Origin of the sequence: Streptomyces sp. NPDC057950 (genome assembly GCF_042887295.1) — a bacterium.
GTDB lineage: Bacteria > Actinomycetota > Actinomycetes > Streptomycetales > Streptomycetaceae > Streptomyces > Streptomyces kaempferi.
This window is the reverse complement of record NZ_JBHVPP010000009.1, coordinates 283,263-309,377: the sequence shown is the minus strand read 5'-3', so window position 1 is coordinate 309,377 and position 26,115 is coordinate 283,263. Positions and strand designations below refer to the sequence as shown.

Annotated in this window: 26 protein-coding genes and 1 riboswitch; of the genes, 9 read left to right on the top strand and 17 right to left on the bottom strand. The window is 72.4% G+C overall.

The genetic code is table 11. The annotated features are described in order from the left end of the window. Positions 1-60: 60 nt before the first annotated feature. From ACFVTC_RS17760 to ACFVTC_RS17745, 4 genes are all read right to left on the bottom strand, one after another. Positions 61-1,092, bottom strand: coding sequence for a class I SAM-dependent methyltransferase (locus tag ACFVTC_RS17760; RefSeq protein WP_390127847.1), 1,032 nt, complete (start codon positions 1,090-1,092; stop codon positions 61-63). Continuing rightward, a complete protein-coding gene (locus ACFVTC_RS17755; RefSeq protein ID WP_390127845.1) occupies positions 1,089-2,291 on the bottom strand; it encodes a glycosyltransferase family 4 protein in 1,203 nt (400 codons plus the stop codon). The genes ACFVTC_RS17760 and ACFVTC_RS17755 overlap by 4 nt, the downstream gene beginning before the upstream one ends. Beyond that, on the bottom strand, positions 2,288-2,686 hold the full coding sequence (locus ACFVTC_RS17750; protein ID WP_356281307.1) for a 6-carboxytetrahydropterin synthase: 399 nt from the start codon (positions 2,684-2,686) through the stop codon (positions 2,288-2,290). Before ACFVTC_RS17750 ends, ACFVTC_RS17755 begins: the two co-directional genes overlap by 4 nt. A gap of 137 nt (positions 2,687-2,823) precedes the next feature. Further along, positions 2,824-3,804: a zinc-binding alcohol dehydrogenase gene (locus ACFVTC_RS17745; RefSeq protein WP_390127843.1), complete on the bottom strand. Its 981-nt coding sequence runs from the start codon at positions 3,802-3,804 to the stop codon at positions 2,824-2,826. A 106-nt stretch (positions 3,805-3,910) separates the two neighbouring features. Between ACFVTC_RS17745 and ACFVTC_RS17740 the strand changes: the two genes are divergently transcribed. Both ACFVTC_RS17740 and ACFVTC_RS17735 read left to right on the top strand, forming a co-directional pair. Further along, positions 3,911-4,675, top strand: a complete 765-nt coding sequence (locus ACFVTC_RS17740; protein WP_390127840.1) for a CDP-alcohol phosphatidyltransferase family protein — start codon at positions 3,911-3,913, stop codon at positions 4,673-4,675. 716 nt (positions 4,676-5,391) lie between these two features. Continuing rightward, positions 5,392-6,408: an RNA polymerase sigma factor gene (locus tag ACFVTC_RS17735; protein ID WP_390127838.1), complete on the top strand. Its 1,017-nt coding sequence runs from the start codon at positions 5,392-5,394 to the stop codon at positions 6,406-6,408. 99 nt (positions 6,409-6,507) lie between these two features. Here the strand turns inward: ACFVTC_RS17735 and ACFVTC_RS17730 are convergent, their stop codons facing one another. From ACFVTC_RS17730 to ACFVTC_RS17700, 7 genes are all read right to left on the bottom strand, one after another. After that, a complete protein-coding gene (locus ACFVTC_RS17730; RefSeq protein ID WP_390127837.1) occupies positions 6,508-7,896 on the bottom strand; it encodes an NtaA/DmoA family FMN-dependent monooxygenase in 1,389 nt (462 codons plus the stop codon). Between the two features lie 17 nt (positions 7,897-7,913). Then, positions 7,914-9,185, bottom strand: a complete 1,272-nt coding sequence (locus tag ACFVTC_RS17725; RefSeq protein ID WP_390127835.1) for an LLM class flavin-dependent oxidoreductase — start codon at positions 9,183-9,185, stop codon at positions 7,914-7,916. Between the two features lie 77 nt (positions 9,186-9,262). Continuing rightward, the gene (locus tag ACFVTC_RS17720) at positions 9,263-9,379 is read right to left on the bottom strand and encodes a putative leader peptide (protein WP_390127833.1); all 117 of its coding nucleotides are present in this window, start codon (positions 9,377-9,379) and stop codon (positions 9,263-9,265) included. A 64-nt stretch (positions 9,380-9,443) separates the two neighbouring features. Continuing rightward, the gene (locus ACFVTC_RS17715) at positions 9,444-10,199 is read right to left on the bottom strand and encodes a GNAT family N-acetyltransferase (protein ID WP_390127831.1); all 756 of its coding nucleotides are present in this window, start codon (positions 10,197-10,199) and stop codon (positions 9,444-9,446) included. A 40-nt stretch (positions 10,200-10,239) separates the two neighbouring features. After that, complete coding sequence (locus tag ACFVTC_RS17710; protein WP_390127830.1) at positions 10,240-11,295, bottom strand: ABC transporter substrate-binding protein; 1,056 nt, start codon at positions 11,293-11,295, stop codon at positions 10,240-10,242. A gap of 70 nt (positions 11,296-11,365) precedes the next feature. Then, entirely contained in the window at positions 11,366-12,160 is a 795-nt protein-coding gene (locus ACFVTC_RS17705; RefSeq protein ID WP_390127828.1) for an amino acid ABC transporter ATP-binding protein, read from the bottom strand. Next, positions 12,157-13,146, bottom strand: coding sequence for an amino acid ABC transporter permease (locus ACFVTC_RS17700; RefSeq protein WP_390127826.1), 990 nt, complete (start codon positions 13,144-13,146; stop codon positions 12,157-12,159). The genes ACFVTC_RS17705 and ACFVTC_RS17700 overlap by 4 nt, the downstream gene beginning before the upstream one ends. 597 nt (positions 13,147-13,743) lie before the next feature. Further along, positions 13,744-13,890: riboswitch (SAM riboswitch) on the top strand. Between the two features lie 36 nt (positions 13,891-13,926). On the opposite strand from ACFVTC_RS17700, the gene ACFVTC_RS17695 reads away from it, so the two are divergent. Continuing rightward, a complete protein-coding gene (locus ACFVTC_RS17695; protein ID WP_356014130.1) occupies positions 13,927-14,001 on the top strand; it encodes a putative leader peptide in 75 nt (24 codons plus the stop codon). A 90-nt stretch (positions 14,002-14,091) separates the two neighbouring features. Further along, the gene (locus ACFVTC_RS17690) at positions 14,092-14,871 is read left to right on the top strand and encodes a cell envelope biogenesis protein OmpA (protein ID WP_390127824.1); all 780 of its coding nucleotides are present in this window, start codon (positions 14,092-14,094) and stop codon (positions 14,869-14,871) included. A gap of 219 nt (positions 14,872-15,090) precedes the next feature. Here ACFVTC_RS17690 and ACFVTC_RS17685 read toward each other — a convergent pair whose 3' ends face one another. Next, positions 15,091-15,606, bottom strand: coding sequence for a YceI family protein (locus ACFVTC_RS17685; protein ID WP_390127822.1), 516 nt, complete (start codon positions 15,604-15,606; stop codon positions 15,091-15,093). 129 nt (positions 15,607-15,735) lie between these two features. Between ACFVTC_RS17685 and ACFVTC_RS17680 the strand changes: the two genes are divergently transcribed. Further along, entirely contained in the window at positions 15,736-16,236 is a 501-nt protein-coding gene (locus ACFVTC_RS17680) for a MarR family winged helix-turn-helix transcriptional regulator (RefSeq protein ID WP_390127820.1), read from the top strand. A gap of 79 nt (positions 16,237-16,315) precedes the next feature. Here ACFVTC_RS17680 and ACFVTC_RS17675 read toward each other — a convergent pair whose 3' ends face one another. Continuing rightward, complete coding sequence (locus tag ACFVTC_RS17675) at positions 16,316-17,110, bottom strand: maleylpyruvate isomerase N-terminal domain-containing protein (RefSeq protein WP_390127818.1); 795 nt, start codon at positions 17,108-17,110, stop codon at positions 16,316-16,318. Between the two features lie 336 nt (positions 17,111-17,446). Here ACFVTC_RS17675 and ACFVTC_RS17670 point away from each other — a divergent pair, with 336 nt between their 5' ends. After that, a complete protein-coding gene (locus ACFVTC_RS17670; RefSeq protein ID WP_390127815.1) occupies positions 17,447-18,733 on the top strand; it encodes a YhgE/Pip domain-containing protein in 1,287 nt (428 codons plus the stop codon). A gap of 120 nt (positions 18,734-18,853) precedes the next feature. On the opposite strand, the gene ACFVTC_RS17665 is transcribed toward ACFVTC_RS17670, so the two are convergent. Together ACFVTC_RS17665 and ACFVTC_RS17660 are read right to left on the bottom strand one after the other, a co-directional pair. Further along, complete coding sequence (locus ACFVTC_RS17665) at positions 18,854-19,873, bottom strand: hypothetical protein (RefSeq protein WP_390127813.1); 1,020 nt, start codon at positions 19,871-19,873, stop codon at positions 18,854-18,856. A 158-nt stretch (positions 19,874-20,031) separates the two neighbouring features. Further along, on the bottom strand, positions 20,032-20,925 hold the full coding sequence (locus tag ACFVTC_RS17660) for a helix-turn-helix domain-containing protein (RefSeq protein WP_390127810.1): 894 nt from the start codon (positions 20,923-20,925) through the stop codon (positions 20,032-20,034). 216 nt (positions 20,926-21,141) lie between these two features. Between ACFVTC_RS17660 and ACFVTC_RS17655 the strand changes: the two genes are divergently transcribed. Then, the gene (locus ACFVTC_RS17655) at positions 21,142-22,326 is read left to right on the top strand and encodes a CaiB/BaiF CoA transferase family protein (protein WP_390127808.1); all 1,185 of its coding nucleotides are present in this window, start codon (positions 21,142-21,144) and stop codon (positions 22,324-22,326) included. 70 nt (positions 22,327-22,396) lie between these two features. On the opposite strand, the gene ACFVTC_RS17650 is transcribed toward ACFVTC_RS17655, so the two are convergent. Next, positions 22,397-22,969, bottom strand: coding sequence for a TetR/AcrR family transcriptional regulator (locus ACFVTC_RS17650; protein ID WP_390127805.1), 573 nt, complete (start codon positions 22,967-22,969; stop codon positions 22,397-22,399). A 173-nt stretch (positions 22,970-23,142) separates the two neighbouring features. On the opposite strand from ACFVTC_RS17650, the gene ACFVTC_RS17645 reads away from it, so the two are divergent. Both ACFVTC_RS17645 and ACFVTC_RS17640 read left to right on the top strand, forming a co-directional pair. Further along, the gene (locus ACFVTC_RS17645) at positions 23,143-24,000 is read left to right on the top strand and encodes a MoxR family ATPase (protein ID WP_168534241.1); all 858 of its coding nucleotides are present in this window, start codon (positions 23,143-23,145) and stop codon (positions 23,998-24,000) included. Further along, positions 23,997-25,376 carry a VWA domain-containing protein gene (locus ACFVTC_RS17640; RefSeq protein ID WP_390127802.1) on the top strand — a complete coding sequence of 460 codons (1,380 nt, stop codon included), beginning with the start codon at positions 23,997-23,999 and terminating at the stop codon, positions 25,374-25,376. The genes ACFVTC_RS17645 and ACFVTC_RS17640 overlap by 4 nt, the downstream gene beginning before the upstream one ends. Positions 25,377-25,403: 27 nt before the next feature. Here ACFVTC_RS17640 and ACFVTC_RS17635 read toward each other — a convergent pair whose 3' ends face one another. Further along, positions 25,404-26,105 (bottom strand): SDR family oxidoreductase, encoded by a 702-nt coding sequence (locus tag ACFVTC_RS17635; protein ID WP_390127800.1) that lies wholly within the window; start codon positions 26,103-26,105, stop codon positions 25,404-25,406. Between the last annotated feature and the right edge of the window lie 10 nt (positions 26,106-26,115).

Here is a 26,115-nt window from a genome sequence, read left to right as displayed (position 1 = left end):
GGCGCCTGCCGAGGGCGGGGACCGGGCCCGCGTCCGCGCCGACCGCTTCCACGCCCGTACTCACTTCGCACCGCCCGTCGACCGTGGCAGCGCCAGGACGTCGCTGTGGTGCACGACCACACTCAGCTCACCGGCCGCGCAGGCCGCCAGCCGGGACCGCAGGTACGATTCCGCACGCTCCGCCAGTTCGGGCCGCTGCTCGACGGCCGCACCGACCCAGCCGCGCAGCCATTCCTCGGTGAGCGCGGCCTCGTCGGGCCCGAGCCGCCAGGGACTCGGATGCACCCGCACGGTCGCGCCGTGCCGGTCGAAGGCCTCGCAGGCCGCCGTGATCGCGTCCGGGCCGAGCAGGTCCCCGCGCCGCTGGTGGGCGTTGAACGCCTCGGCGAACTCGGCGTCCAGCGGGTCGCCGGGCGCGAACTCGACGCGGCCCGCGACGGAGAGTGTCAGCAGCGCCGGGACCCCGGCGTCCGCGCAGGCCGCCGCGAGCCGGTCGATCTCCTCGCGGGTGAGCACGTCCAGCAGGGCGGACGCCGTCACCAAAGAGGCCCCGGTCAGGGCGTCGGCGGTCAGCCGGCTGATGTCGCCGCGCTGGGTGGTGACCGTGACCCGGCTGCCGTCGGCGGCCGCGCTGGGCGAGCCCACCGTCGCGAAGTGCAGCAGATACGGGTCCCGGTCGTGCAGGACCCAGTGCTGGGCGCCGTCGAGACGCGGGGCGAGCCAGCGGCCCATGGAGCCGGTGCCGCAGCCGAGGTCGTGAATCACCAGGTCGCCGCCGCGCCGGGGCAGGTTGGCCAGCCGGATGCGCAGCGGGTCGAGCAGGTCGGCCGCCCGTGCCGCGGCGTCGGCGCCCTCCCGCAACTGGAGCCACTGGGGGGCGTAACGGGGCATGTCGTCGTCGGGCGTGTCCGCGCGCCGCCCCGGAGCGCCCGAACCGCTCGTGGTGGGGCCGGCCCCGGGAACGACCCGATTGCCGTCCTGGCCGACGGCTCCGGTCCCGGACCGCGTCCCGTCCTGGCCCGCCGTGCCGGTCCCGGCCGCACGCGGCGCCCCCTGCCCGGGAGCGTCCGACCCGGTCGCCGTCATACTCATGCCGCCCTCCGGGGTTCCTGCGGAAGCCGTGCCAGTACGCCCGCCAGACTGCGGGCCGTGGCGGCCCAGCCGTCCAGAGCCGCGCGCCGGCCGCGGGCGGCCGCCTTCAGCCGGCGGCGCACATCTGCCTCGCCGAACCAGCCGCGCAGCTCCACGGCCAGGGCGGCCGGGTTCTCCGGGGGGACGAGGATGCCGGGCACCCCGCCGTCGGGCGCGCGCCCGACCGCTTCGGGCAGGCCGCCGACATCCGTCGCCAGCACGGGAATGCCCCGGGCGAGCGCCTCGGTGACGGCCATGCCGTACGTCTCGGCGTACGAGGTGAGGACCATGAGGTCGGCCGCGGCGTAGCTGGCGTCGAGTTCCGCTCCCGCCTGCGGTCCGGCGAGGTGCAGCCGGTCGCCGAGGCCGTACTTCTCGATCAGGCCGCGCAGTTGGGCGACGTACGCCGGATCCTGGGTGAGTCCGCCGACGCAGACGCAGCTCCAGGGCAGGTCGGTGACGGTGGCGAGGGCCTCGATCAACCGGTGCTGGCCCTTGCGCGGGGTGACCGCCGCGACGCACAGCAGCCGCGAGACGCCGTCGGTGCCGGAGGCGAGCGGCGCGATGTCGGCGCCGGGGGCGGCGACATGCACGCGGTCGGGGGCGAGTCCGTGGTGGGCGACGAGCCGGCGGACCGCCCAGTCGCTGGTGGCGACGACCGCCGACACGGCCCGCAGGGTCGTGCGTTCCCGTGCGTCCAGGTCCGCGGCCACGGCCGGTGCGAGGCCGGTCTCGTCGCCGAGCGGCAGGTGCACCAGGACGACGAGGCGCAGCCGTTCGGCCTCGGGGACGATGATCTCGGGGACGCCGCAGGCGACGATGCCGTCGATGAGGACGATCGTGTCGTCCTCCAGTTCGGCCAGGGTGCGGGCGAGTTCCGTACGGGCCGCGGTCGCGGGCCGCGGCCACTCTCCCGGGACGGCGTGCCGGTGGACCTGCCAGCCGAAGCCGGGAAGGTCCAGGCACAGTCGCCGGTCGTAGGCGTTGCCGCCGCTGGGCGCGGACGCGTCGTCGACGCCGCCCGGCATCACGAAGTGCACAGAGCGCAGGGACATGGGAATGATCGCCGCATTCTTGAGAGCGGTGTGCTGGACGGGCACGTAGTTCAGGCGCGACTGGTCGCTGTCCGCGGCCGGCCGGCCGATGGTCGTGTCGGTCACAGGGCACGCTCGTAACTCGCCCACGCGATGTGTGATTCGTGCAGGGTGACCGTGATGCCGGAGAGGCCGTGGGCGCCTTCGCCCAGTGCCCCGGCGTGCACACGCTCGGCGAGGCGGTCGGCGACGACCTTGGCCAGGAACTCCGTCGAGGTGTTCGTGTTCTTGAAGTCCGGCTCGTTGTCGAGGTTGCGGTAGTTCAACGCGCTCACGACGGCGCCGAGTTCCTGGGTGGCCAGGCCGATGTCGACGACGATGTTGTCCTCGTCGAGTTCGGCGCGGCGAAACGTGGCGTCCACCAGGAACGTCGCTCCGTGCAGGCGCTGCGCGGGGCCGAAGACCTCGCCACGGAAGCTGTGGGCGATCATCAGGTGATCGCGGACGGTGATGCTGAACAACGGACGACCCTCCAGGTGCGGCACGTCTGATCCCCTGCCGGGACCATGCCGTGTAGTACGGCTGCCCCGTTCTCCTTGTTCAGTCGCCTGTTCCCCTTTCTTCGCAGTCTTCGGAGGTCAGACCGGTCGCCCGGTGCTCAAACTCCGTCGTAGACGACGCGATGACACAACCCGGGTATCGATCCGGAGGCGAGTTTCGCCATCACGCCGGGCAGTTCCGCGAAGTCGCACTCCCCGGTGACGAGAGCGTCGAAGGCGGGCTCGGCGAGCAGTTCGAGGGCGAGCGCGAGGCGGTCGGCGTACGTCCGGCCGGGCCGGGCCGCCGGTGAAACGGAACCCACCTGGCTGCTGCGTACGACCAGGCGCCGCGAGTGGAAGGCCTCCCCCAGCGGCAGGCTGACCCGCCGGTCGCCGTACCAGCTCATCTCGAGGACGGTCCCCTCGCGGGCGAGGAGTTCCAGCGCCCGGGTGAGTCCGGCCTCGGTGGCGCTGGCGTGCACGACGAGGTCGCACTCACCGGCGGCCTCCGCGGGCAGTGCGAAGTCGACGCCCAGGTCCCGGGCGATGGCGGCGCGCGCGGGATCGGCGTCGACGAGCTGCACCCTTACGCCCGGGAAGCGGGCCAGGAGCGCGGCGACGGAGCAGCCGACCATGCCGCCGCCCACCACCGCGATCCGGTCGCCGACGAGCGGAGCGGCGTCCCACAGGGCGTTCACCGCGGTCTCCACCGTCCCGGCGAGGACGGCGCGGGCCGCGGGCACCGCGTCCGGTACGACGGTCACGGCGCTCGCCGGGACGACGTAGCGGGTCTGGTGCGGATACAGGCAGAACACCGTCCTGCCCAGCAGGCCCGCCGGGCCTTCCTCCACTTGGCCGACGCTCAGATAGCCGTATTTCACCGGTGCGGGGAAATCCCCGTCCTGGAACGGTGCACGCATCGAAGCATGCTGACTTTCCGGCACACCGCCACGGAACACGAGGGACTCGGTGCCCCGGCTGACTCCGGAGTAGAGCGTGCGCACCAGCACCTCACCCTCCGCGGGGGCCGACAGGGCCACCTCGCGTATCTCGCCGTGGCCGGGCGAGCCCAGCCAGAAGGCGCGAGCTGTGAGTTCCATGAGCGTCCCCCTGAACGATCGAGCAGATCTTCACGTACGGAGCGGTGACAAGCCGCGCACAGTACGCGGCGTTGATCGACTCTGTCATATGGCCGGAGGATGTGCGGTGGCCCTGAACAACACGTACGACGCTAGGCTCCTGGCCCAGGAGACCACGGTGGGAGCGGGTGTGCAGCTCCTGGTGCTGGCTCTGCTGGGGACCGCGATCGGGATGGGGCCCGCGGGCTGGCTGACCGGCCTGGCCTTCGCGATCGCCACCTGGGCGGTGCTGACCCGAGCCCTGCGCCGCTCGCGGCCCCGCTCCTTCGGACCGGCCAATCGAGTGACTCTCGGCCGCGCGATCCTGGTCGGTGGCGTCACCGCCCTGGTCGCGGACTCCTTCCAGAGCTCGCCCCCGGTCTCCCTGCTCGTCGGTCTCACGGCGGTCGCCCTGATCCTCGACGGGGTCGACGGGCAGGTCGCCCGCCGCACCGGCACCTCGACCGCCCTCGGCGCCCGTTTCGACATGGAGGTCGACGCCTTCCTGATCCTGGTGCTCAGCGTGTACGTCTCGATGTCGCTCGGCCCCTGGGTGCTGCTGATAGGCACCATGAGGTACGTGTTCGTGGCGGCCGCCCGGATCCTTCCCTGGCTGAACGCGGCACTGCCGCACAGCATGGCCCGCAAGACCGTCGCGGCCCTTCAGGGGATCGTGCTGCTCGTCGCCGGCGCCGGGATCCTGCCCCGGGAGGCGGACACGGGCGCCGTGCTGCTGGCGCTCGTGCTGCTGGTCTGGTCGTTCGGCCGCGACATCGTGTGGCTGTGCCGCCACCGCCACCACCACGCGCAGGAGCAGCCGCGGAGTGTCCGCGAGCTCGCCGAGGTGGGCTGACGCGGAAGGACCGGGACGGCCGAGCGGCCGTCCCCGCGCAACCGGTACGGCGGTGAGCCGTCGTACGTGACCCGGCGCGAGGCGGACGATCAGGCCCGCGCGGGCGAACGCAGGGGAGTCCGTCCCCCACTTGTGGTCCCGTGGCCGCGAACCGGCCGCATCCGGACCCGACCTCCGCGCAGCCGGGGCCCGGCCCGAGATGGCCCGGACCGGACCTGCCCGGACCGGACCGACGTAGCGCCGGACCCGGTCACCGACACCTGTCGCACCACGGGACACGTCCACGAAACGCGTGCGCGAAGCGCGTCCACGGAGCGCGTCACCCCCGGACGGACGCGCGCACAGCGTGCGGGACGCCGCCGAGCGTGATCCGCCCGGCGCCTCGCACCGTGCCGGGTCTGTCACGGAGCGCAGTACAACCGCGAGGCCCTGGACGTACACTTCAAGGGCAAGTCCCTCACCGACGTCCTGTCCACGATCTTCGGGGTACGCCCGGACCCTTCGCACGGACTCTTCGCGGAGCGCGCGATCGTCCTCCAACACCTCAGGACGCTCCATCACGTCGGACCGGGGTACGGGAAACCCGGTCGGCCCGCCACGACGCTCCCTGTCCTCGACGAGCCGGCCATGGTCTGCACCACGACGACGTACGCCACCCAGCCGCAGTCCCGCGCCGGGCAGTTCCTCCGACCGCTTCCGGACAGGAGTTGAGGGCCATGGAGACGGACTCCCAGGCGTGGGACCAGGAGCCGCCCCGGCCCGTCGCGCACACGGAGGAGGACGACGACGCCCCCGGGCCCCTGCTCAGCTCCACCGGTGCCTCGGTGGATCAGGTCCGTGACTACCTCAAGCAGATAGCCCGGGTCCCCCTGCTGGGCGCCGCGCAGGAAGTGGATCTGGCGAAGCGGATCGAGGCGGGCCTGTTCGCCGAGCGCAGGCTCCTGGAGGAGCCGGGTATCGACGCGGAGTTCCGGCGGGAGCTGGAGATCCTGGCCGCGGACGGACACCGGGCGAAGTCCCATCTCGTCGAGGCGAACCTGCGCCTCGTCGTCTCCATCGCCAAGCGCTACAGCAGGCGCGGGATGCTGTTCCTCGACCTGGTGCAGGAGGGCAACACGGGTCTCATCCGCGCGGTGGAGAAGTTCGACTACGCCAGGGGGTTCAAGTTCTCGACCTATGCGACCTGGTGGATCCGGCAGGCGATCTCACGGGCTCTGGCGGACCAGAGCCGGACCATCCGCATTCCCGTCCACATGGTGGAGGTCATCAACAGAATGGCCAAGGTCCGCCGGGAGATCATCCAGGACACGGGAGCCGATCCGACCCAGGAGGAACTGGCGAGGAGGCTGGACGTACCGGTGGAGAAGATCACCGAGATCGAGAACTACACCAAGGAGCCGGTCTCCCTCCACACCCCCCTCGGTGAGGAGGGCGGCACCGAACTGGGTGACGTACTGGAGGACAGCGAGACCATCTCCCCGGCGGACATGGTCACCTTCCTGCTCCTCAAGGACGCCATCCAGGCCGTCCTCGCGAACATGACCGCGCGCGAGGCCGGGATCATCACGCTGCGCTACGGCCTCATGGACGGACAGGCCAGGACGCTGGAGGAGATAGGGCAGGTGTACGGGGTGACACGCGAACGCATCCGCCAGATCGAGTCCAAGACGATGTCCAAGCTGCGCCACCCCTCACGCTCCGAGGCTCTCCGGGACTACCTCGACGTCAGCTGACCCCCGCGCAGACCTCTTGGCCGACGCGGCCGTTCGCCGGCCTCCGCACCCCGGCCACGGAGTGCGGGGTGGGCGCGGTCCGCGCGATGGCCGGGAACCTCATGAGGCCACCCGGTCGGCCGCCTCCTCGGCGTCGGGGTGGGCGAGGCCCAGGTGGTCGCGGAGGGTGGTGCCCTCGTACTCCTCACGGAACACACCGCGCTCCTGGAGCAGCGGGACCACGCTGTCGGCGAAGGTGTCGAGGCCGCCGGGGGTGAGGTGCGGGACGAGGATGAAACCGTCGGAGGCGTCGGCCTGGACGAAGTCGTTGATCGTCTCGGCGACGGTGGCCGGGGAGCCGACGAACGCCTGCCGGTTGCCGGTCTCGATGACCAGGTCGCGGATCGACCACTTGTTGGCGGCGGCCCGCTCCCTCCACTCCCGGGCGGTGGCCAGTGGGTCCCGGTACATCCGGACCTGGGCGCGGCCACGGGCGACGGTGTGCTCGCCGAGGTCGGGGTCGATGTCGGGGAGCGGTCCGTCCGGGTCGTACGCGGACAGGTCACGGTTCCAGACGAACTCCAGGTGCCGGATCGCCGTGGCACCGCTGACCTGCCGGCGACGCACCTCGCGGGAGAGTTCCTCCGCCTCGGCGTCCGTGTCCCCGAGGACGAAGGTCGCGGCGGGCAGGATCAGCAACTGGTCGCGCGTACGGCCGTGGCGGGCCAGCCGGCGCTTGACGTCCGTGTAGAAGGCCCGGCCCTCCTCGAGGGTGGCGTACCGGCTGAAGATCGCGTCGGCGTCGGCGGCGGCGAACTCGCGGCCCTCCTCGGAGTCCCCGGCCTGGAAGACGACCGGGCGGCCCTGTGGGCTGCGCGGGACGTTGAACCGCCCCTGGATGTCGAAGTGTCGGCCCTGGTGCACGAAGGCTCCGGCCCTGGCGTCGCGCAGGAAGGTTCCGGTCTCCTGGTCGGCGACGATCTCGTCCCCGTGCCAGGAGTCGAAGAGTTCGTTCGCGGTGACCAGGAACTCCTTGGCGCGGGAGTAGCGCTCCTCCTGCGGGAGGAACCCGCCGCGGCGGAAGTTCTCGCCGGTGAAGGCGTCCCAGGAGGTGACGACGTTCCAGGCGGCGCGTCCGCCGGAGAGGTGGTCGAGGCTGGCGAACTGGCGGGCGACCTCGTAGGGCTCGTTGAAGGTGGAGTTGATGGTGCCCGTCAGGCCCAGGTGTTCGGTGACGGCGGCGAGCGCGGTCAGGACCGTGAAGGTGTCGGGGCGTCCGACGACGTCCAGGTCGTAGATCTGTCCGCCCTGTTCACGCAGGCGCAGGCCCTCGGCGAGGAAGAGGAAGTCGAACTTGGCGCGCTCGGCGGTCCGCGCGAAATGCGTGAACGAGCTGAACTCGATGTGGCTGCCGGCCGCCGGGTCGCTCCAGACGGTGGTGTTGTTGACGCCGGGGAAGTGCGCCGCGAGATGGATCTGCTTGAGGGGCTTGTCCTGTGTCGTGCTCATGAGTGGGTCCCTCCGGCTCAGGCGGTGGCGGCGTAGCGGTTGGCGGGGCGGGCGAGTCCGAGCAGCCCGCGCAGGGTGTCGGCCTCGTACGACTGCCGGAAGGCGCCGCGGCGCTGGAGTTCCGGGACCAGGCCCCTGGTGATCGCCGGCAGGTCGTGGCCGGCGACGGCCGGGCGCAGCCGGAATCCGGAGAGCCCGGCCGAGTGCAACTCCTGGAGCAGGTCGGCGAGTTGTGCGGGGGTGCCGGTGAAGATCCGGGCGTCACTGGTGTACGGGTGGCCGGCGAGGGTGTCGAGGCGTTCACGGCGGGCCGACGCGGCTGCGGGGTCGTCGTCCAGGAACACCACCAGGTCGCCGAAGAGGTGGAGGGGTTCGCCGGAGCGCCCGGCCGCGTCCTGTTCGGCACGGACCGCGGCGACGATCGTGCGCGCCTGCTCGGCGTCGTGAGGAGTGACGTATCCGATGTCGGCGGAGCGGCCGAGCAGTCGGAAGGGCGCGCCGGTCACCGACTCGTGGGCGAGGGCGCTGACCGGGGGCTGGCCCTGCGGCGGGCGGGGGGTGATCGAGGGCCCCTTGACGCTGAAGTGCCGGCCCTCGAAGTCGACGTAGTGCAGCTTGTCGCGGTCGACGAAGCGGCCGGTGGCTACGTCACGGATCTCCGCGTCGTCCTCCCAGCTGTCCCACAGCCTGCGGACCGCCTCGACGTGGTCGGCGGCCTCGTCGAAGAGGTCGGCTGCCACCTCCCGCAGGGCGGGGCTGTCCAGGTCCTCGAGACGGAACGGGGGGAACTCGCGGCGGCCGAAGTGCGCGGCCTCGTTCTGACGCGGTGACACCTGCACCCGTACGCCCGCGCGGCCGGTGCTCACATAGTCCAGGGTGGCGATCGCCTTGGAGATATGGAACGGCTCCGTGTGGGTGGTCACCACGGTCGGCACCAGTCCTATGTGGCTGGTGAGCGGGGCGACGCGGGCGGCGATCAGGACGGCGTCCAGCCGTCCGCGCACCTGGTCCGTGCGGCCGTCGGGGCCGGTGAACTGCGAGGACTGGAGGCCGAGCGCGTCCTCGATGGTCACGAGGTCGAGCAGGCCGCGCTCGGCCTCGGTGATCAGATCCGTCCAGTACGCGGCGGTGAGCAGATCACGGGGGCGGGACACCGGCTCGCGCCAGGCGGCCGGATGCCAGCCGGCGCCGTCGAGCGCGACGGCGAGGTGCAGGGCGTCGGCGGAAGAGGGAGAAGAGGGGGCTGAAGGGGAGGCGGCGGGCAGCGGGGATGGGGATGACGAGGACACGAAAGGGGTGCCTTCCTGATCGACCGTACGAGGGCTCCTGCCCTCCGTGCGGAGGGCGGCGGCAGCGGGGTGACAGGTCAGGGACGACAGAGCGCGCCGGCCACGCGCTGCAGATCGATGTGCGGCCGGGAGTACAGATGGACACGGCGGCGCGGGGTGAGCACCATGACGCGGGGTGCGGACAGGACCGGCACGCCCGTCACCTCCGCCCTTCCCTGGCGGCGGGCCCGGGGGGCGCGCCGGCTTCGTGGTGTCCTCTCAAGCACAACGGACCGCCCGCGCAGTCTGTTCCGGCTCGGCGCCCGGAGTTCGGACCAGGAGGAAGTCCGTGCGGCGGCGCAGGGTGAAGCCGATCGACTCGTAGAGCCGGATCGCGCCGGTGTTGGTGGCGGCGGCGTGGAGGAACGGGGTGTCCCCGCGCCTCCTGATGCCGGCCGCGACCGCTCGGACCAGCCGGGTGGCCAGACCCTTGCCCCGGTGGCCGGGGGCGGTGCAGACCGCGCTGATCTCCGTCCAGCCGGGCGGGCGAAGGCGTTCGCCGGCCATGGCGATCAGTCGGCCGCGGTGGCGGATGCCGAGGTAGGTGCCGAGCGCGATGGTGCGCGGGAGGAAGGGGCCGGGTTCGGTCAGGGCGATCAGGTCCAGGATCTCCGGCACGTCGTCGGGCCCGAGGCGCACCGCGTCGGGTGCGTGTTCGGCGCGCAGCCCGGTGTCGACCAGTTGGACCCCTTGACCGCTGCGGACGGTCCGCCAGCCGTCGGGGGCGGACCCGGCGCCTGTGACGGGGGTGACGGTTCCCGGGCCGACGAGCGCGGCCAGGTCCGTCCAGGCGCGCGGGTCGGCGGGGTCCGCGAGGGCGGTGAACGGGGAGACGTCGACGGGGTAGCGGGCGGCGCGTCCCAGGCGCTCGGCGAAGGCGGCGTGCGGGCCGGTCAGCGCGGCCCACGCGGCGTTGTCGAGGAGGTGTGGTGGGACCGGGCCCCGGGACGGGGCCGGCCGGGCGGGGGATGCCATGAGGGTGTCGTATCTCCGTGGCGGTGCGGGGAGCGGCGGGTCAGGAGTTGTCGAGCGGCAGTCCCGGCGGGTTGACCCGGGAGGTGCCGACGGCCTCGTTGGAGAGGTTCCACGCGGCGAGCCACTTGGCGTACTGGCCGTTCTCGATCAGGTGGTTGATGGCGTCGGCGACCGGCTCGGCCAGCCCGCTGTCCTTCTTCGCGGTGGCGGCGATCAGCCCCTGGAGCGTCGCGCCCGCCCCGGAGAACGTGCCCGCGTTGCGCGTCGGTTCGGGAGACTTCGCCGTCTGGGTGATGTGGTACGCGATACCGGGGTTGGGCCCGAAGGAAGCGTCGATCTTCCCGCTGGACAGCGCGAGGGCGGTGGCGTTGTTGTCCTGGTAGTACTTGACGGTGAGCTTCTTGCCCTCCTTCGCCAGTTTCGCCTTCCACTCCAGCAGGATCTTCTCCTGGTTGGTCCCGGCGCTCACCGCGACGGTCCGGCCGGCCAGGTTCCGGTAGTCGCCGCCGAAGTTCCAAGTGCTCTTCTTGCGCACCTCGAAGGCGAGGTTGTCCTGCCGGTAGGAGGCGAACTCGTACTTCTTCTTGCGTTCCTCGGTGTCGGTGACGTTCGAGAAGGCGATGTCGACCTTGCCGCTGTCGATGCCGACGAAGAGGTTCTCCCAGGTCGAGTTCTTGACCTCGGGCTTCAGACCGAGGACAGCGGCGACCAGCCGCCCGAGGTCGGGTTCGGCGCCGGTGAGGGTCTTCTGGTCCTGCCCCACGTACGCCAGCGGCGGGAACCCGGCGGGCAGCGCACCGACTCCGATGACCAGCTTGCCGCTCCTGGCCACCGACTTGGGCAGTTCGGCGCTGATGGACCTGACCTCGGGCACCTTGAGATCGGTCCGCTGTGCGGCGCCGTTGGACAGCGCGCCCAGGGTGACGGTGCCGGGGGCCGCGTCGCCGGCCGTGGTGGCGGCGTCGCTCCGGCCCCCGCACGCGGCGAGCCCGGTGGCGAGGGTGGCGACGGCGGTGGACACGGCCAGGCCGCGGAGGAGTCCGGTGCGGAGGGTGCGACTTCGGGCAGCGGTACGGGCATCGGCATGGGTGCGCATGGTCGTCCTTGTCAGGTGTGCGGTGAGGGCGTCGTACGGATGGGCGGGTGAGCGGTGTCCGGGGGCGGGATCAGAGCACCTTGCTGAGGAAGTCCCTCGTCCGCTCGTGCGCCGGGTGGTCCAGCACCTGGGCGGGCGGCCCTTGTTCGACGATCCGCCCGGCGTCCATGAAGACCACCCGGTCGGCGACCTCGCGGGCGAAGCCGATCTCGTGGGTGACGATGAGGAGGGTGGTGCCACTGGTGGCCAGGTCCTTGATGACGGCGAGGACCTCACCGACCAGTTCGGGGTCGAGGGCGGAGGTGGGTTCGTCGAAGAGGATGACCCCGGGCCGCAGCGCGAGGGCGCGGGCGATGGCCACTCTCTGCTGCTGGCCGCCCGACAACTGTCGAGGAAAGGCGGCGGTTCTGTCGGCGAGCCCGACCCGGGCCAGCAGGGTGCGCGCCAGTTCCCGCGCTTCGGGCCTGCCCAGCCGCCCGGTGGCGACGGGCGCGGCCGCCACGTTGTCGAGCACCGTCAGGTGCGGGAACAGGTTGAAGTTCTGGAAGACGAAGCCGATCCGGCTGCGCTGGGCGAGGATGGCCCGCTCGCTCAGTTCCTTGAGCCTCTCGCCGTGCCGTCGCACGCCGATCGGCTCGCCGTTGAGACTGACATGGCCGATCTCGGGCTTCTCCAGGTGGTTGATCACCCTCAGGAGCGTGGACTTGCCGGAGCCGGACGGTCCGAGGACGACGGTGACCTCACCGGGCCGTACGGTCAACTTCACGCCGTCCAGCACACGTTGGGTCCCGTACCACTTGTGCACGTCATGGACCTCGACCGCCGCGGGCCGGACGTCGGACTGCTCCCTCACCTCGGCGGTCACCGGGCCGCCTCCTTCCGGACACGGTCCCGCAGGTCGCGCAGACCGGTACGGATCCTCTGCAGCGGGGTGGGTGGCAGGGTGCGCAGCGCGCCCCGCGAGTAGTACCGCTCGACGTAGAACTGGACGACCGACACCAGGCTCGTGAGGATCAGGTACCAGACGGTGGCGACCAGCAGCAGCGGAACGATGTCGCCGGGATAGGTGCTGCCCATGCTCTGCACCGAGCCGAACAGGTCGAGCAGGGAGACGTAGAAGACCAGCGAGGTGCCCTTGATCAGACCGATCAACTGGTTGACGTAGTTGGGCGTGATGGAGCGCAGGGCCTGCGGGAACACGATCCTCGTGAACTGGTAGCCCTTCGGCAGACCCAGCGCGGAGGCCGCCTCGTGCTGGCCCTGGTCGACGGAGAGGATGCCGCCGCGTACCACTTCGGCCGCGTACGCCGCTTCGTTGAGGCTCAGACCGACGACCGCGACGGCCATGTCGGTGGCGAGCCGGGACTCGTCGAACGTGAGGAAGGCGGGGCCGAACGGCACGCCGAGGCTCAGCGTCCGGTAGAGCGCGGAGAAGTTGTAGAGGAAGAGCAGGACGACGATCAGCGGCACCGACCGGAACAACCAGATGTAGACCCAGCTCACGGCACGCAGCACCGGACTCCGGGAGAGCCGTGCGAGCGCGAGCAGGATGCCGCCGAGCAGTCCCGACACGGCGCTGTAGAAGGTCACTTCGAGGGTGATGAGCAGGCCGTCGAGGATCGTGGGACGCAGGAACCAGTACTGGAACCTGTCCCACTGGAAGAACGGGTTGGTGGCCAGGCCGTGGACGACCTGCGCGACCAGGACCAGTACGACCGCCGAGACGAACCAGCGGCCGGGCCGGCGAAGCGGCAGCACCCGCTGCGCCGCGTACGGCCTCGGTTCGGCCACGGGAGCGGGAGGTGGTTCCGCCGTGCCCAACGGCACGGCGGAGCGGAGGGATTCACTCATGGAGGGCTCCTGGCGGCTCGGACTCCCCCGGCACGGCCCGTACGACGAGATGACGGGCACGCGCACGGGGGAACGAACCCGATGCGGGGACGAGGAGGGGGAGACCACCGGAAGTCGGCCGGTTCGACGGCGGCACACGGTGGTTCGGAGATCACAGACCCCGCGGTCGGACACCGAGGATCAAGGACCGGGGGTTCAGGGAACGGGAATTCAGCGACCGGGGTTCAGCGGCCGGCGGCCGGCGAAGGGGTGCGTCAGCCCTGACAGAGACAGCGGGCGCGGGGAGAGGGACAACACCCTGCCGTACGGGCGCCGCCGCCGTGGGCGAGGTGCCGCGCGGGGCGACGGTTCATGAGCACGCGGTCGCGGCCGTGGGACCGCGAGGCGGTCTTCCCCCGGGCTGCGTACATCGCGGTCACCGTCACCGTTCCGGCCCGTGGGCCCTCGTGCCGACCGGAGTTGTTCCGGTCCGATGCGGCGTAAGTTAGGCACGGCCCCGAACGGATGTCAACGCTCGGCAGCCCGGATGACCACGTGGTGAGACCGCGCGGGCGCCTTCTTGACGGGCCCACGGAGCGGGCCGAGACTGACGGGGACGGTCACGATTGTCAGCGCCCTTCGCACGGTTCCTTCCGTGCCGAGCGGTTGATCGGCCCCGGCCCGCTGACAGGCAACCCTTCCACCGCGACGGGGTGCCCCGGGTGACGACCGGGTCCCGCCGGAGCGGCGGGGCAAGCGTGGTCTCGCCTCTCGCGAGCCCCGGACACGGGAGCGACGGGAATGACCGGAAAGGGCACGAACGGTCTGACCAGGCGCCTGCACATCGATCTGCTGCGGGTCTCCAGCGCCTACTAGTCCACGGTCCGGACGGTACGTCAGCGCAGTCACTCCGTTTCCGCCGCTGCCGCCCCCGGGTGGCGGGGCTTCGCCGTCCCCTGGAGAGTCATGCCCGAGACAGTCTCGCTCAGTCCGACCGCCGCCGCCTCCCACCCCTGCCCCTCGGCCTCACCCGCTGCGGGGTCGCTCGTCGCCGCGCCTCCTCGGGTTGCGGCCCCCTCGCGTGGACACCGCATCCGCAGTCGCATCGGTGTCGGTCCGGCCGGCGGCTTCTATCCCGCGCCGCACCGCTATCAGCTGTACCTCTCCGAGGGCTGTCCGCGCTCGCTGCGCGTCTCGATCACCCTCGGGCTGCTGGGGCTGCGCGACTCGGTCACCAGCACGCTCCTGACGGGGCCCTCCGGGACACCGGACGCCCGCGCCGCGCTGCGGGCCGCGTACGAGGCGACCTGGCACCACTACGACGGTCCGCTCACCGCGCCGGCGCTGTGCGACCGCTGGAGCGGACGAGTCGTCAGCAATCACACCCCCGACATCCTGCGCGACCTCGGTGAGCTTCCGGGCCGCCGCGGTGGCAACGGACTCCCCCGGCTGCACCCACCGTTCCTCGCCGCGGACATCGACACCTTCCGTGTCTTCCTGGACCGGAACCTCGCTCCGGTCGCCGGGTCGACGGCGCGGTCCGCCGCACTCGACTCGCTGGATCGGCAACTCGCCGCCCACGAGCATGCGTTGGGCGACGAGTTGACGGCCGCCGACGTCGACCTGTGGGTGGCCCTCACCACCCTCGGCACGGAGGACGTCCTCTCCCCCTACGGCCGTCTGCGGGACTACGTCCACCGGCTGAGCGCCCGTCCGGCCTTCCGCCAAGCGGTACGCCGGGTCTGACGGGCCGTCGGGCGTCTCCCCGGACGGCCGGGCCCGCGCCCACGGCAAGGCCGCGGCGGACAGCCCCCGGCCACTCGGGGGTCGTCCGCCGTTTCGTCCTCGGCCCGCCGGCCAGGAGGCGCCGGCGGGAACCGTACGACATCGGCCGCCGTGTCCGACGGACCATGGAGCAGGGTCACCACCTGCCGCCGCGCCGACGGCGGGCGGTGATCCGTCGGCTCAGCCCTTGACGCGGGTGAACACGAGTGTGCCGACGACGGTGGTCAGTCCGCGGAGCATGCCCATCTGGTTCCAGCCCATGTCGAACTGGTCGCGGTCGACGGTGAACTCCGTCGCGAGGGTGACGTCTTCGGCGCTCGCCGCGGTGACCCGGGCGACGACGGGCTGCGGCCGGGTGACGCCGCGCACGGTCAGCTGCCCGGTGACCTCGACGGTGTCGTTCTGGGCGACCACCGCGTTGTCCACCGCGAAGGTGATCGTGGGGTGCCGCTCCACGTCGAAGAGGTCGGCCGAGCGGAGGTGCTTGTCACGCTTGCCGTTCTTGGTGTCGAGAGACGCCGCGTCCAGGGTGACGGTGCCGCGGGCGGTCCCGTCGGCCTGTACCTCGCCCTCCCCGGTGACAGCGGCGAAGACGCCCTTCACCGTGACCAGACCCCACATCGTCTTGTGCCGGATGACGACGCTGGTGCGGGCGGGGTCGAGCTGCCACAGGCCGGTTTCGACGGCGACGGTCATGAGAGTTCTCCAGACGCTTAACGGTTACAGGTGAGGCGCGGGCCGTGGGACAACCAGAAGTCATCCAAATTTGGACGATCACAGGCTAGCCCGTTCTTCAAATTTGGACAACCGGTAGAATCTGACACCATGGCCGACTTTCTCGCCCCCGCTGACCTGCCCGAACACGAGTCGGGCTGCGACGACGGCCTGCTGCCTACCGAACTGCGGTCCTGGATGCGGCTGCTCGCGGCGGCCGGGGCGATCGAGCAGCAGTTGCGCGCTCGCGTCAAGGACGCCCTCGGCGTCTCGCACGACGAGTTCCTGGTGCTGTGCCTGCTGGCCGACCAGCCCGGATCCAGCCTCCGCATGACACGGATCGCCGAGCTGCTGGGCCGCCCCAAGACGCGGCTGACCTACCAGGTGGCCTGTCTGCAGCACGCGGGACTGATCACGCGGCGCTCGGCGTGCGGGGACAAGAGGGGTATCGAGGTGGCGCTCACGGAGAAAGCGCGCACACTGCTGCGCGAATCCTCGCGCCCGCTGGCCGACGCCGTCTCACAGGCCATCGCCCGAACGGCCTGCGCGCAGCGGTTCGAGCAGCTGCACGACTTGTTGCCGCCCGCCGAGGCCCCCGGCGACGGATCGTGAAGCGGGGCGGCCCGAGAAGACCGTGAGCGGAACGGCCCCCAAGGCCGGCTGAGGGACCGCCCCGCGACGACCTCGCAGGTCAGAAGCCGGGGAAGACGCGTCGCAGATCGTCCAGCGTGAGTGCGTCCCCCTTCAGGTTCACCTCGGCCGGGGTGTGGTCGGGGGCGTGACGGCCGGTGACGAGCCGCAGCCACCACTCGGCCGGGGCGCTCAGCACGGCGTCGGGCTCGGCGGGCTCGTCGACGAGCGCGACCGAGTCACCCAGCTCGAGCCCGAACGCACGCACCGGAGACACCGTGCGCACCGCGACACGGGCGTGGCGACCGCCCAGGGCGTCGGCCTTGCCGAGAAACCCTATGAGCAGACCGGCCTGGGCCAGGAGCGGCTCGATCGCCACCGGCAGCAGCACCGCCGTCGGGTCGAAGGCCACCTCGACGTCCCAGGTGTGGTGGGCGAACTCGCTGAGCCGAAGGCCCGCCAGCGTCGCGACGTCCACGGGTGCCGGCAGGAAGCCGAGTTCCACGCGGAGTTCCTCACGGACCCGGGGGTCGAGCGCCTCGTAACCGCGCACGAGCCGCTCATCGGCGTCGACGAAGCCCTCGGCGCGCTCGGCCGGGGACATCGCGTCCCAGCGAGCCCACACCGACTTGTTGAAGTCGCCGTCCCGCGGCCCGGTGCCGTCCAGCGCGCCCTCCAGCGAGGCGCGGCCGATCTCCGCGCCGCTGCCCAGATGGCTGAGGACCTGGGAGACGTCCCACTCCGAAGCGCCCGAGCGCCGGGTGAGGTCGGCGGTGGCGAGCCCGTGCACCACGGAGGTCAGGTAGTCGTGTCCGGCACGCAGCGCGGCGATGGTCTGGTCGGCACGGTCGGTCATGTTTCGGCTCCCGGGAGGGGTGGGATGGTGCGGGAACCGTACCCAGGACCGTCGCCGTCGAAGACGGTGGGGCAACGGCGTCGTCCGTCGATCCCGAGCGGCTCGTCCGCGCGCCGGCCGGCCAGGGGCTCCCCCGCGCCGGCCGGCCGAGCGGCCGCACGCTCACGCGACCGGCGACCACGGCCGGGGTGCGCGCCCTCCCCCCACAGCCTGCGTGCCCCCGTCCCGCACCCGGCGAGTCGTCGAACACGGGGTCGCCGCACCCCGCATCCTGGCCTGACGGGCGCCTCCCACCCGGCCCCGTCCCTCCCGCGCCGCCCCGACCTACGGAGGACCATGGCCGCCGACAGCGCGCCCGCTCCCGACCGAGCCCCTGTCCCGGCCCGTGCCACCGCGCTCCTGCGGCGCCCCAGGCTGTGGCTGTTGCCGACCGTGCTGAGCGGGCTGCTCGCGCTGCTGCTGGCCCTCCTCTACATGGGCGGCGTCGTCGATCCGGACGGAGCCCTGCGCGACCTGCCCATCGGCATCGTCGACACCGACCAGGGCGAACCGCTGCCCGGACAGACGGCGAACCTGGGAGCGCAGCTCACCCGCGCGGTCGTCGCCGACACCTCCGGCAGGGCGGGCTGGCAACGGCTCACCCGCGCCCAGCTCCAGGACGGGCTCGCCTCCGGCAAGATCTTCGGCGCCCTGGTCGTCCCCGCCGACTTCACGGCCTCCGTCGCCGCGCTCACCAACTCGAACGCGACGGCCCGGCCGACGCTGACGGTGCTCACCAACCCGGGACTGGGCAGCCTCGGCTCCTCACTGGCGAGCCGGATCGCCCAGCAGACCGCCCGACAGGCCTCGCTGACCATCGGCAAGCGGCTCACGGCCTCCCCCGCCGCGGGGGCCGACTCCACGGCCCGTCTGCTGCTGGCCGACCCGGTGACGGTCACCACCCAGGTCGGCCACCCCATCGGTGAGCGCAGCGGCCTGGGCCTGACCGCGTTCTACTACACGCTGCTGCTGGTCCTGGCCGGGTTCCTGGGGGCGAACGTCATCAACAACGGCGTGGACACCGCGCTCGGTTACGCCGACAACGAGATCGGTCCCTGGCACACCCGCCGCCCCACCGTGCCCGTCAGCCGTACCCAGACACTGCTGCTGAAGATGGGCATGACCGCCGGTGTCTGCGTCCTGACCACCACGCTGGTGATGGTCGCCACCCTCGCGATCCTCCGCATGGACGCCTCCCACCTGCCGCTGCTGTGGATCTACTCCTACTGCGCGAGCGTCGCGGTCGGCCTGGGCGTCCAGGCCGTCAACGCGGCCTTCGGCGGGATCGGCCAGCTCGTGTCCATGTTCGTGTTCATCGTGCTCGGCCTGCCCTCCTCCGGATCGACCGTCCCCCTGGAGGCCGTCCCGGCCTTCTACCGCTTCCTGAGCGTCTTCGAGCCGATGCGCCAGCTCGGCGGTGGTGTCCGCGCCATCCTCTTCTTCGACGCGCGCGCCGACGCCGGTCTCGCCCGCGCCTGGCTGATGATCGCGATCGGCACGGCCGTCGCCCTGCTCTTCGGACTGGCGATGACCCGCTACTACGACCGCAGGGGCCTGCACCGGCTCACCCCGCAGCCGGCCTGAGCGGGCCCGGGGAGGACCACCATCAGGGCCGGGCAGGGCCACGGCCGCCGCGTTCGTGCGCGCCCGCGGCCGAGGGGCCGTGCCGGAGCCGGGACGACCGGCCCCGGCGCCCCGCCCTCGTCACCGGTGGCCGCCGGCCCTGTCCCCCGTGCCCGCCGCTCGTCCGGGTACGGGGGCGAGCAGGAGGTTGGGGTCGGTGGCCGTCGTGTACGCGGCGCTGAGGACGTAGAGGGTGCCGCGGCGCAGCGCGACCGAGGTCGGGTTCTGCAGTCCGTCCGCGGCGGTGAGGACGGTCGAGGAGGTGCCGTCCGGCCGGATGCGCACGACCGTGCCGGGGCCGTCGAGCGCCGCCAGGATCTCGTCGCCGCGGCCGGTGAAGGCGAAGTCGTCGATACCTGTCAGACCCGTCGCCGCGGTGCGCACCGGTCCGGGCCGGTTGCCGGGCCCGAACGGGATGCGCAGGACGGTCCCCCGGTCGAGGTCGGTCGCCCACAGCGCGCCGCGGTGGATCTTCAGGCCGTTGACGCCGAGGAAGCCGGCCGCGGCGAGTTCGGGTGCGGCGGACCAGGTGACGGGGGCACCGCCCGCGGTGGGCACGGTGCGAATCTCTCCCCGTACGGAGTCGGCGATGTAGAGCCGGTGGTGGTGCTCGTCCAGTGCCAGTCCGTTGGGCAGGCCGTCGGCGGGGAGCGCCGCGACGCGGTGCGGGGTGCCGCCCGGACGCAGCCGCCACACGCCGGTCAGGTCCGGGGTGCCGCTCGCGTAGAGGAAGTACAGCGTGCCGTCGTGGGCCCGGACGATGCCCGTGGTCAGGGCGAAGCCGAGGGCCGGGGTGTGGACGCCGCCGTCGGCCGGTGCCGGCAGGGTGGCCAGGACGCGGATCCCGCCGGTCGGGCTGACGGCGGCCACCTGACGGGCGGCCGCGAAGGTGACGTCGGCCGTGCCGTCGGGCTCCAGCGCGATGTTCTCCGGCATCTGCCCCCGTGCCAGGTCGAAGTGCGCGGCGATACGGGGTGCCGCGACCGGCGCTGTCCCGGCCGGTCCCGTCGCGGCCGCGGCCGAGATCTGGGTGAGGGCGGCGACCGCGGTCGTCGCGGCGAGGGTGACGGCACAGGCCAGTACGGCGAGTTTGTCTCTCATGTCCTTCGGATTCCTTCGCAACGGTTTTCGGGCGCACGGCATCGCGTGCGCGGTACGGGTGGACGGACGGAAGGTGGATGTGTCCGGACTGCCGGGCGCCGGGAACCGCGGACGTCCGGTTTCCCGGAAGGGAGGAAGTGAGGGAGGGACGGCGCGATCTACGCCGGGGCGTGCCCCGGGGACCGGACGGGGCGGGTCCTCTGCCGGTCGGCCCTGGCGCTGTGCACGAGGAGCGTCATGGCGGCCCGTGACGGCGAGTCCGCCTCGGTGGTCGCGACGACGACGGTCAGTCCGTCCTCGGCGTGCAGCGTCTGCTGGACGACGTCCATGGCGCCCACCAGCGGATGCCGCATCCCGTAGCCGACGGCCGCACCGGACTTGACCCGGTGGTCCGCCCACATCGAGGCGAACTCCGGGCTGCCGAGCGTCAGTTCACCGACGAGCGAGGCGAGCGCCGGGTCGTCGGGAAACCGCCCGGACGTCAGCCGCAGGGCGCCCACAACGGCTCTGGCCTTGGCCGGCCAGTCCACGTAGAGATCACGGGTGTGGGCGTCCAGGAACACCAGGCGCGCCATGTTCGGCCGCTCCCCCGGCCGGTCCGGTGCGGCCGGATCGAGGTGACCGGCGTACAGCGCGTGACCGGCGCGGTTCCAGGCCAGGACGTCGCCGCGCCGCCCCAGCACCACCACGGGTACGTCGTCCAGTGCGGCCGTCAGCTGCGCGAGCGCCGGTGACACCCGTTCCGGCGCGGGCCGGCGTGTGCGGGGCCGTCGCCGCGCGCCCGCGGCCAGTTCGAGCAGGTGCCGGCGTTCGGCCTCGCCCAGCCGCAGCGCCTGGGCGATCGCCTCCAGGACCTCCGGGGAGGCGTTGGACTGTCCCTGCTCCAGCCGCGCGTAGTACGACTGGCTGACCCCCGCCAGCCGGGCCAGTTCCTCGCGCCGCAGCCCGGGGACACGGCGTGGGTCGCCGTAGGTCACCAGGTCGACGTCCTCGGGCCGCACCTGGGAACGGCGGGCCCGCAGGAACTCACCGAGCTGTCGTTTTCCGTCCATGCCCCGAGTATTGGACTCCACGGCACCGGTGGACCACACCCTGTCCGGGATACCCGGGCGGGCCGCGGCCGGGGCCCCTGGGGCGTGGCCGCCGTGTCGGCGTCGGTGTCAGGTCGTCGCGTCCCGGTGTCCGCGCCAGGCACCGTGCGCGTACCCAGGATGGCAGCATGACCCGCGTCGCCTCGTTCCCCTGCCCGCTCCCCGGAGGTCCGTCCGATGACCGAGCTTCCGCTCGCCGGCATCACCGTCGTCAGTGTCGAGCAGGCGGTGGCGGCGCCCTTCGCGACCCGTCAACTGGCCGACCTCGGCGCGCGGGTGATCAAGGTGGAACGCCCGGGAGAGGGCGACTTCGCCCGCCGTTACGACACCACCGTGCACGGTGAGTCCAGTTACTTCGTCTGGCTCAACCGTTCCAAGGAGTCACTGACCCTGGACCTGAAGTCGGCCCGGGGGCGCGACGTCCTGGAGCAACTGCTCGCCGGCGCCGACGTGTTCGTACAGAACCTGGCGCCCGGAGCGGCCGCCCGGCTCGGCCTCGACGCCGCGTCGCTGCGGGAGCGGCATCCGTCGCTGATCCCGTGCACCATCACCGGTTACGGCTCCGAGGGGCCATGGGCGGAGCGCAAGGCGTACGACCTGCTCGTGCAGTGCCAGACGGGCCTGGTCTCCCTGACGGGGAACGAACACGGTGCCGCCCGCGCCGGGGTGTCGGTCGCCGACATCGCCGCGGGCATGTACGCCTACTCGGGCGTCCTCACCGCCCTGTTCACCCGCGCCACCCGGGGCGTCGCCCGCGCGGTGGAGGTCTCCCTCTTCGAAGCGCTCGCCGAGTGGATGAGCCAGCCCGCCCTCTACACGGCCCACGGCGGCACCCAGCCGCCGCGGATCGGAACCCGGCACGCCACCATCGCCCCCTACGGCACGTTCGGGGCGGCCGACGGCGAGGACGTGCTCCTCTCCATCCAGAACGAGCGTGAGTGGGCCGCGCTGTGCGAGCGGTTCCTGGAACGCCCGGACCTCGTCGCCGACCCGCGTTTCGCCACCGGTCCGGACCGGGTGGCCCACCGCGACGCGATCGACGCGATCGTGGCCGAGCGGTTCCGCGCGCTGGACGGCCGGGCGGCGCGCGAGCTGCTGGACGCGGCGGGCATCGCCAACGCCGGCGTCAACTCCGTCGAGGAGTTCCTCGCCCACCCGGTTCTCCGGGAACGCGGCCGCTGGCGCGACGTACAGGTGCCCGGAGCCGTGGTGCCCGCGCTCCTGCCGCCCGTGGACCTCGAGGGCGTCGATCCCCGTATGGACGCGGTACCCGCCCTCGGCGAGCACACCGAGAGGATCCTTGCCGCGCTGGGGCGCAGCGCGGCCGACATCGCCGCCCTGCGGGCCGACGGCGTCGTCTGAACCGCCGGGGCACCGGGGGGGCGTCCGCCCGGCCGACAGCTCCGTCGCCGCGGGCGGCCCGTCGTCGTGGTCAGCCGACGCCCGCCGCGTCCAGCAGCAGTGTCACGGTCGTCGTGGCCAGGCCGTCGTCCAGGGTCTCGATACGGGACCCGGCACGGGCGCTCGCGCCGTCGAAGACCAGCATCAACTGCCGGGCGAGGAACGCCGCGTCACGCGCGCCCCCCAGCTCGGCCTCGGCGCGGAACATCTCCTGGAGGCGGCCCTTGGCCGTTCCGGCGACCACGCTCGCCGGGTGCTCGGGGTCCTTCAGCTCGACCAGCGCGGCCAGGAAGGGGCAGCCGCGGTACTCGGGGCGCGTGGACAGGTGCTCCATCCGCTCGAAGACGCGCAGGATCCGCTCGCGGGGTGTTCCGTCGACCGCCGAGGGGGGCGACAGCTGCTCCTCGTGGAGGGGGATCCGGCGTTCGAGACTCGCCGCCAGGACCTCGTCCTTGCCGGCGAAAAGCTGGTACATCGACCGCTTCGAGACACCGGCCGTCCTGCAGAGCGCCTCGATACCCACGGAGACGCCCTCGCTGTAGAAGAGGTCGGCCGCGGCGTCCAGCAGCCGGTCCCTCGTGGACGCCTTGTCTGTAGTGGCCATACGGGAAGGCTACCGCGCGGGAACACAGCGGGGAAACCGATCGGTCTACCGTGGGTGAGTGGGCGTCGTCACATGCGCCGGGGCACAGGTGACAGATGACTGAGCAAGCGCTTGGATAGTCATGTTCGCAGAGTGCGCCCGCCCTCGCCCGCACCGCACTGGAGGCCCCGTTGCTGTTCACGTCCGTCGACGATGTCTCCGCGCGCCTCGCCGAGACCGGCTATCTGGCGTCGCCCGCGGTCGCCACCACCGTCTTCCTCGCCGACCGCCTCGGCAAGCCCCTGCTGGTGGAGGGCCCCGCCGGGGTCGGCAAGACGGAGCTCGCCAAGGCCGTCGCCCAGGTAGCCGGGGCCCGGCTGATCCGGTTGCAGTGCTACGAAGGGGTCGACGAGTCCCGGGCGCTGTACGAGTGGAACCACGCCAAGCAGCTGCTGCGCATCAGCGCGGGCCGCGACGAGACGTGGGACGAGGCCCGCACGGACATCTTCAGCGAGGAGTTCCTGCTGCCCCGGCCGCTGCTGACCGCCATCCGCGGCGACGGCCCCAAGGTGCTGCTGATCGACGAGACCGACAAGGCAGACGTCGAGGTGGAGGGTCTGCTGCTCGAGGTGCTCAGCGACTTCCAGGTCACCGTCCCCGAGCTGGGCACGATCACCGCGACCAGCCGGCCCTTCGTGGTGCTCACCTCGAACGCGAGCCGCGAGCTGTCCGAGGCACTTCGCCGCCGCTGTCTCTTCCTCCACATCGGCTTCCCGGAGGAGGAGTTGGAGCGCCGCATCGTACGGCTGAAGGTGCCGGGCCTCGACGAGGCGCTGACACGGTCGGTGGTCCGGGTGGTCGGAGCGCTGCGCGAGATGGACCTGCGGAAGGTCCCGTCGGTCGCCGAGACCATCGACTGGGCGCGCACCCTGCTCGCGCTCGGCGCCGGCACCCTCGACGAGTCCGTCGTACGCGACAGCCTCGGCGTGCTCCTCAAGCACCAGGACGACATGCTCAAGGCGGCCGCCAAACTCGATCTGGACGCCATGTGAACGCGCCGGCCGGAGTGACGCGACGGCTGACGGAACTCGTAGGCGCGCTGCGCTCGCACGGCGTACGGATCGGCACCGGCGAGACGGTGGACGCCGCCCACGCCATGGAGGCGCTCGGCCTGACGGACCGGGAACGGCTGCGCGAGGGTCTCGCCGCCGCGTTGCTGCACAGCACGGCGCAGCGCCGGGTCTTCGATCCGGCCTTCGACCTGTACTTCCCGCGGATCGTCGGGGTGCCGGAATCCGGCGCGGCGGGCGCCGGTCCGCCCGCCGCCGACCGGGCGGAGCTGCGGGACCGCCTCGCGGCCGCGCTCGCCGACAACGACACGGCCCTGCTGGCCCGGCTCGCGGTGGAGGCGGTGGACGGCTTCGGCGGATACGGTTCCTCGCCGGGGTCGGACGGCTGGTCCTCGTACCAGACGCTCGACCGGCTGCGGCCGCAGACCCTGATGGCGCGCGCCCGTGACGACGTCCGGGCACGGACCGGTGCGGCCGGGTTCACCGACCGGCTGCTGGAGGACGAGATCCGGCGGCGCATCGAGGTCTTCCGCGCCCTGGTCGCCACGGAGGCGAGGCGCCGGGTCGCCGAGCGGCGCGGCCGGGACGAGACCGCCCGGCGCGCGGTGGCCCCGACGGTCGACCGGGTGGACTTCCTGTTCGCGGGCCGGGAACGGCTCGCCGAGCTGCGCGCGGTGGTTCAGCCGCTCGCGCGCAAGCTGGCCACCCGGCTCGCCGCCCGCCGCCGGCGTGCCGCCCGGGGCACCATCGACCTGCGGCGGACACTGCGCGCGTCGTTGTCGACCGGTGGGGTGCCGATGCGGCCCGTGCTGCGCAGGCGGCGGCCCGTCCGCCCCGAACTGGTGCTGCTGTGCGACGTGTCGGGGTCGGTGTCGGGCTTCTCGGACTTCACGATGCTGCTGGTGCAGGCGCTGCACGACCAGTTCAGCAAGGTACGGGTGTTCGCCTTCGTCAACCGGACCGACGAGGTGACGGGGCTGCTCGTGCACGGGGCGGCCGACCCGGAGGGGCTGGGTGCCCGGATCCGGGCGGAGGCCACGCTGACGGGCTGGCACGGCAGCAGCGACTACGGCGTCGCGTTCGGCGAGTTCACCGAGCGGTACGCCGACGCGGTGGGTACGCGCTCGACCGTGTTCGTCCTCGGTGACGCCCGTACGAACATGGGCGACCCGAACCTGCCGGCCGTACGGCGCCTGTGCGAACGGGCCCGGCGCGTCCACTGGCTGAACCCCGAGCCCCGGTCCCAGTGGGGCACGGGCGACTCCGCGGCGCCCGAGTACGCAGGACTCGTCGAGATGCACGAGTGCCGCAACGCCCGGCAGCTCGGCGACCTGATCGGCCGCCTGCTGCCGGTCTGAGCGGCGGTCCGGGCCGCGTCCGCCCGCTCAGGCCAGGAGCTGCGGGTACATGACGGCGACGTCCGCGGAGAGCTGGGCCTTGACCTGCCGGGTGAGGTCGTCGGCGAGCACCTCGAAGGCGCCGGACGCGATGCCGTCGAGGGCCTGCGCCGCGACGGCCTCGGGGGACGACTTCGGCGCGTCGACGTGCGCGGCCATGTCCGTGTCGACGTAGCCGACGTGCAGTCCGGTGACCTCGATGCCGCGCGGCTTCAGGTCCAGGCGCAGGGAGTTGGTCTGCGACCAGAAGGCGGCCTTGGACGCGCTGTAGGAGCCCAAGAGGCCGATCCAGGAGAGCACCGAGTGGACGTTGAGGATGTGGCCGCCGCCGTTGCGCTCGATGACCGGGACGAGCGCGCGGGTGACGAGGAGCGGCCCGTAGAAGTTCGTCTCGAACTCGCGGCGGACGTCCTCGACGGGGGACTCGAGGAAGTTCGCGTTCAGGGAGGCGCCGGCGTTGTTGATCAGGAGGGTGACGTCCTGCGCCTGCTCGGCGGCCGCGGCGACGGACGCGGGGTCGGTCACCTCCAGGGCCAGCGGCACCGCGTCGGGGTGGGTGACGGTCCGCGGGTCGCGTGCGGTGGCGTACACCTTCTTGGCGCCGCGCTCGTAGAGGCCCTGGACGAGTGCCCGGCCGATGCCCCGGCTGCCGCCGGTGACCAGGGCGACGGAACCTTCGATGGATGTCATGAGAACTCCC

Bases quoted from the DNA above. Each gene is read 5' to 3' on its own strand.
- ACFVTC_RS17760 (WP_390127847.1), bottom strand. From the start codon at position 1,092: ATGAGTATGACGGCGACCGGGTCGGACGCTCCCGGGCAGGGGGCGCCG.
- ACFVTC_RS17745 (WP_390127843.1), bottom strand. From the start codon at position 3,804: ATGGAACTCACAGCTCGCGCCTTCTGGCTGGGCTCGCCCGGCCACGGC.
- ACFVTC_RS17735 (WP_390127838.1), top strand. From the start codon at position 5,392: ATGGAGACGGACTCCCAGGCGTGGGACCAGGAGCCGCCCCGGCCCGTC.
- ACFVTC_RS17730 (WP_390127837.1), bottom strand. From the start codon at position 7,896: ATGAGCACGACACAGGACAAGCCCCTCAAGCAGATCCATCTCGCGGCG.
- ACFVTC_RS17715 (WP_390127831.1), bottom strand. From the start codon at position 10,199: ATGGCATCCCCCGCCCGGCCGGCCCCGTCCCGGGGCCCGGTCCCACCA.
- ACFVTC_RS17710 (WP_390127830.1), bottom strand. From the start codon at position 11,295: ATGCGCACCCATGCCGATGCCCGTACCGCTGCCCGAAGTCGCACCCTC.
- ACFVTC_RS17700 (WP_390127826.1), bottom strand. From the start codon at position 13,146: ATGAGTGAATCCCTCCGCTCCGCCGTGCCGTTGGGCACGGCGGAACCA.
- ACFVTC_RS17690 (WP_390127824.1), top strand. From the start codon at position 14,092: ATGCCCGAGACAGTCTCGCTCAGTCCGACCGCCGCCGCCTCCCACCCC.
- ACFVTC_RS17685 (WP_390127822.1), bottom strand. From the start codon at position 15,606: ATGACCGTCGCCGTCGAAACCGGCCTGTGGCAGCTCGACCCCGCCCGC.
- ACFVTC_RS17680 (WP_390127820.1), top strand. From the start codon at position 15,736: ATGGCCGACTTTCTCGCCCCCGCTGACCTGCCCGAACACGAGTCGGGC.
- ACFVTC_RS17675 (WP_390127818.1), bottom strand. From the start codon at position 17,110: ATGACCGACCGTGCCGACCAGACCATCGCCGCGCTGCGTGCCGGACAC.
- ACFVTC_RS17670 (WP_390127815.1), top strand. From the start codon at position 17,447: ATGGCCGCCGACAGCGCGCCCGCTCCCGACCGAGCCCCTGTCCCGGCC.
- ACFVTC_RS17665 (WP_390127813.1), bottom strand. From the start codon at position 19,873: ATGAGAGACAAACTCGCCGTACTGGCCTGTGCCGTCACCCTCGCCGCG.
- ACFVTC_RS17660 (WP_390127810.1), bottom strand. From the start codon at position 20,925: ATGGACGGAAAACGACAGCTCGGTGAGTTCCTGCGGGCCCGCCGTTCC.
- ACFVTC_RS17655 (WP_390127808.1), top strand. From the start codon at position 21,142: ATGACCGAGCTTCCGCTCGCCGGCATCACCGTCGTCAGTGTCGAGCAG.
- ACFVTC_RS17650 (WP_390127805.1), bottom strand. From the start codon at position 22,969: ATGGCCACTACAGACAAGGCGTCCACGAGGGACCGGCTGCTGGACGCC.
- ACFVTC_RS17635 (WP_390127800.1), bottom strand. From the start codon at position 26,105: ATGACATCCATCGAAGGTTCCGTCGCCCTGGTCACCGGCGGCAGCCGG.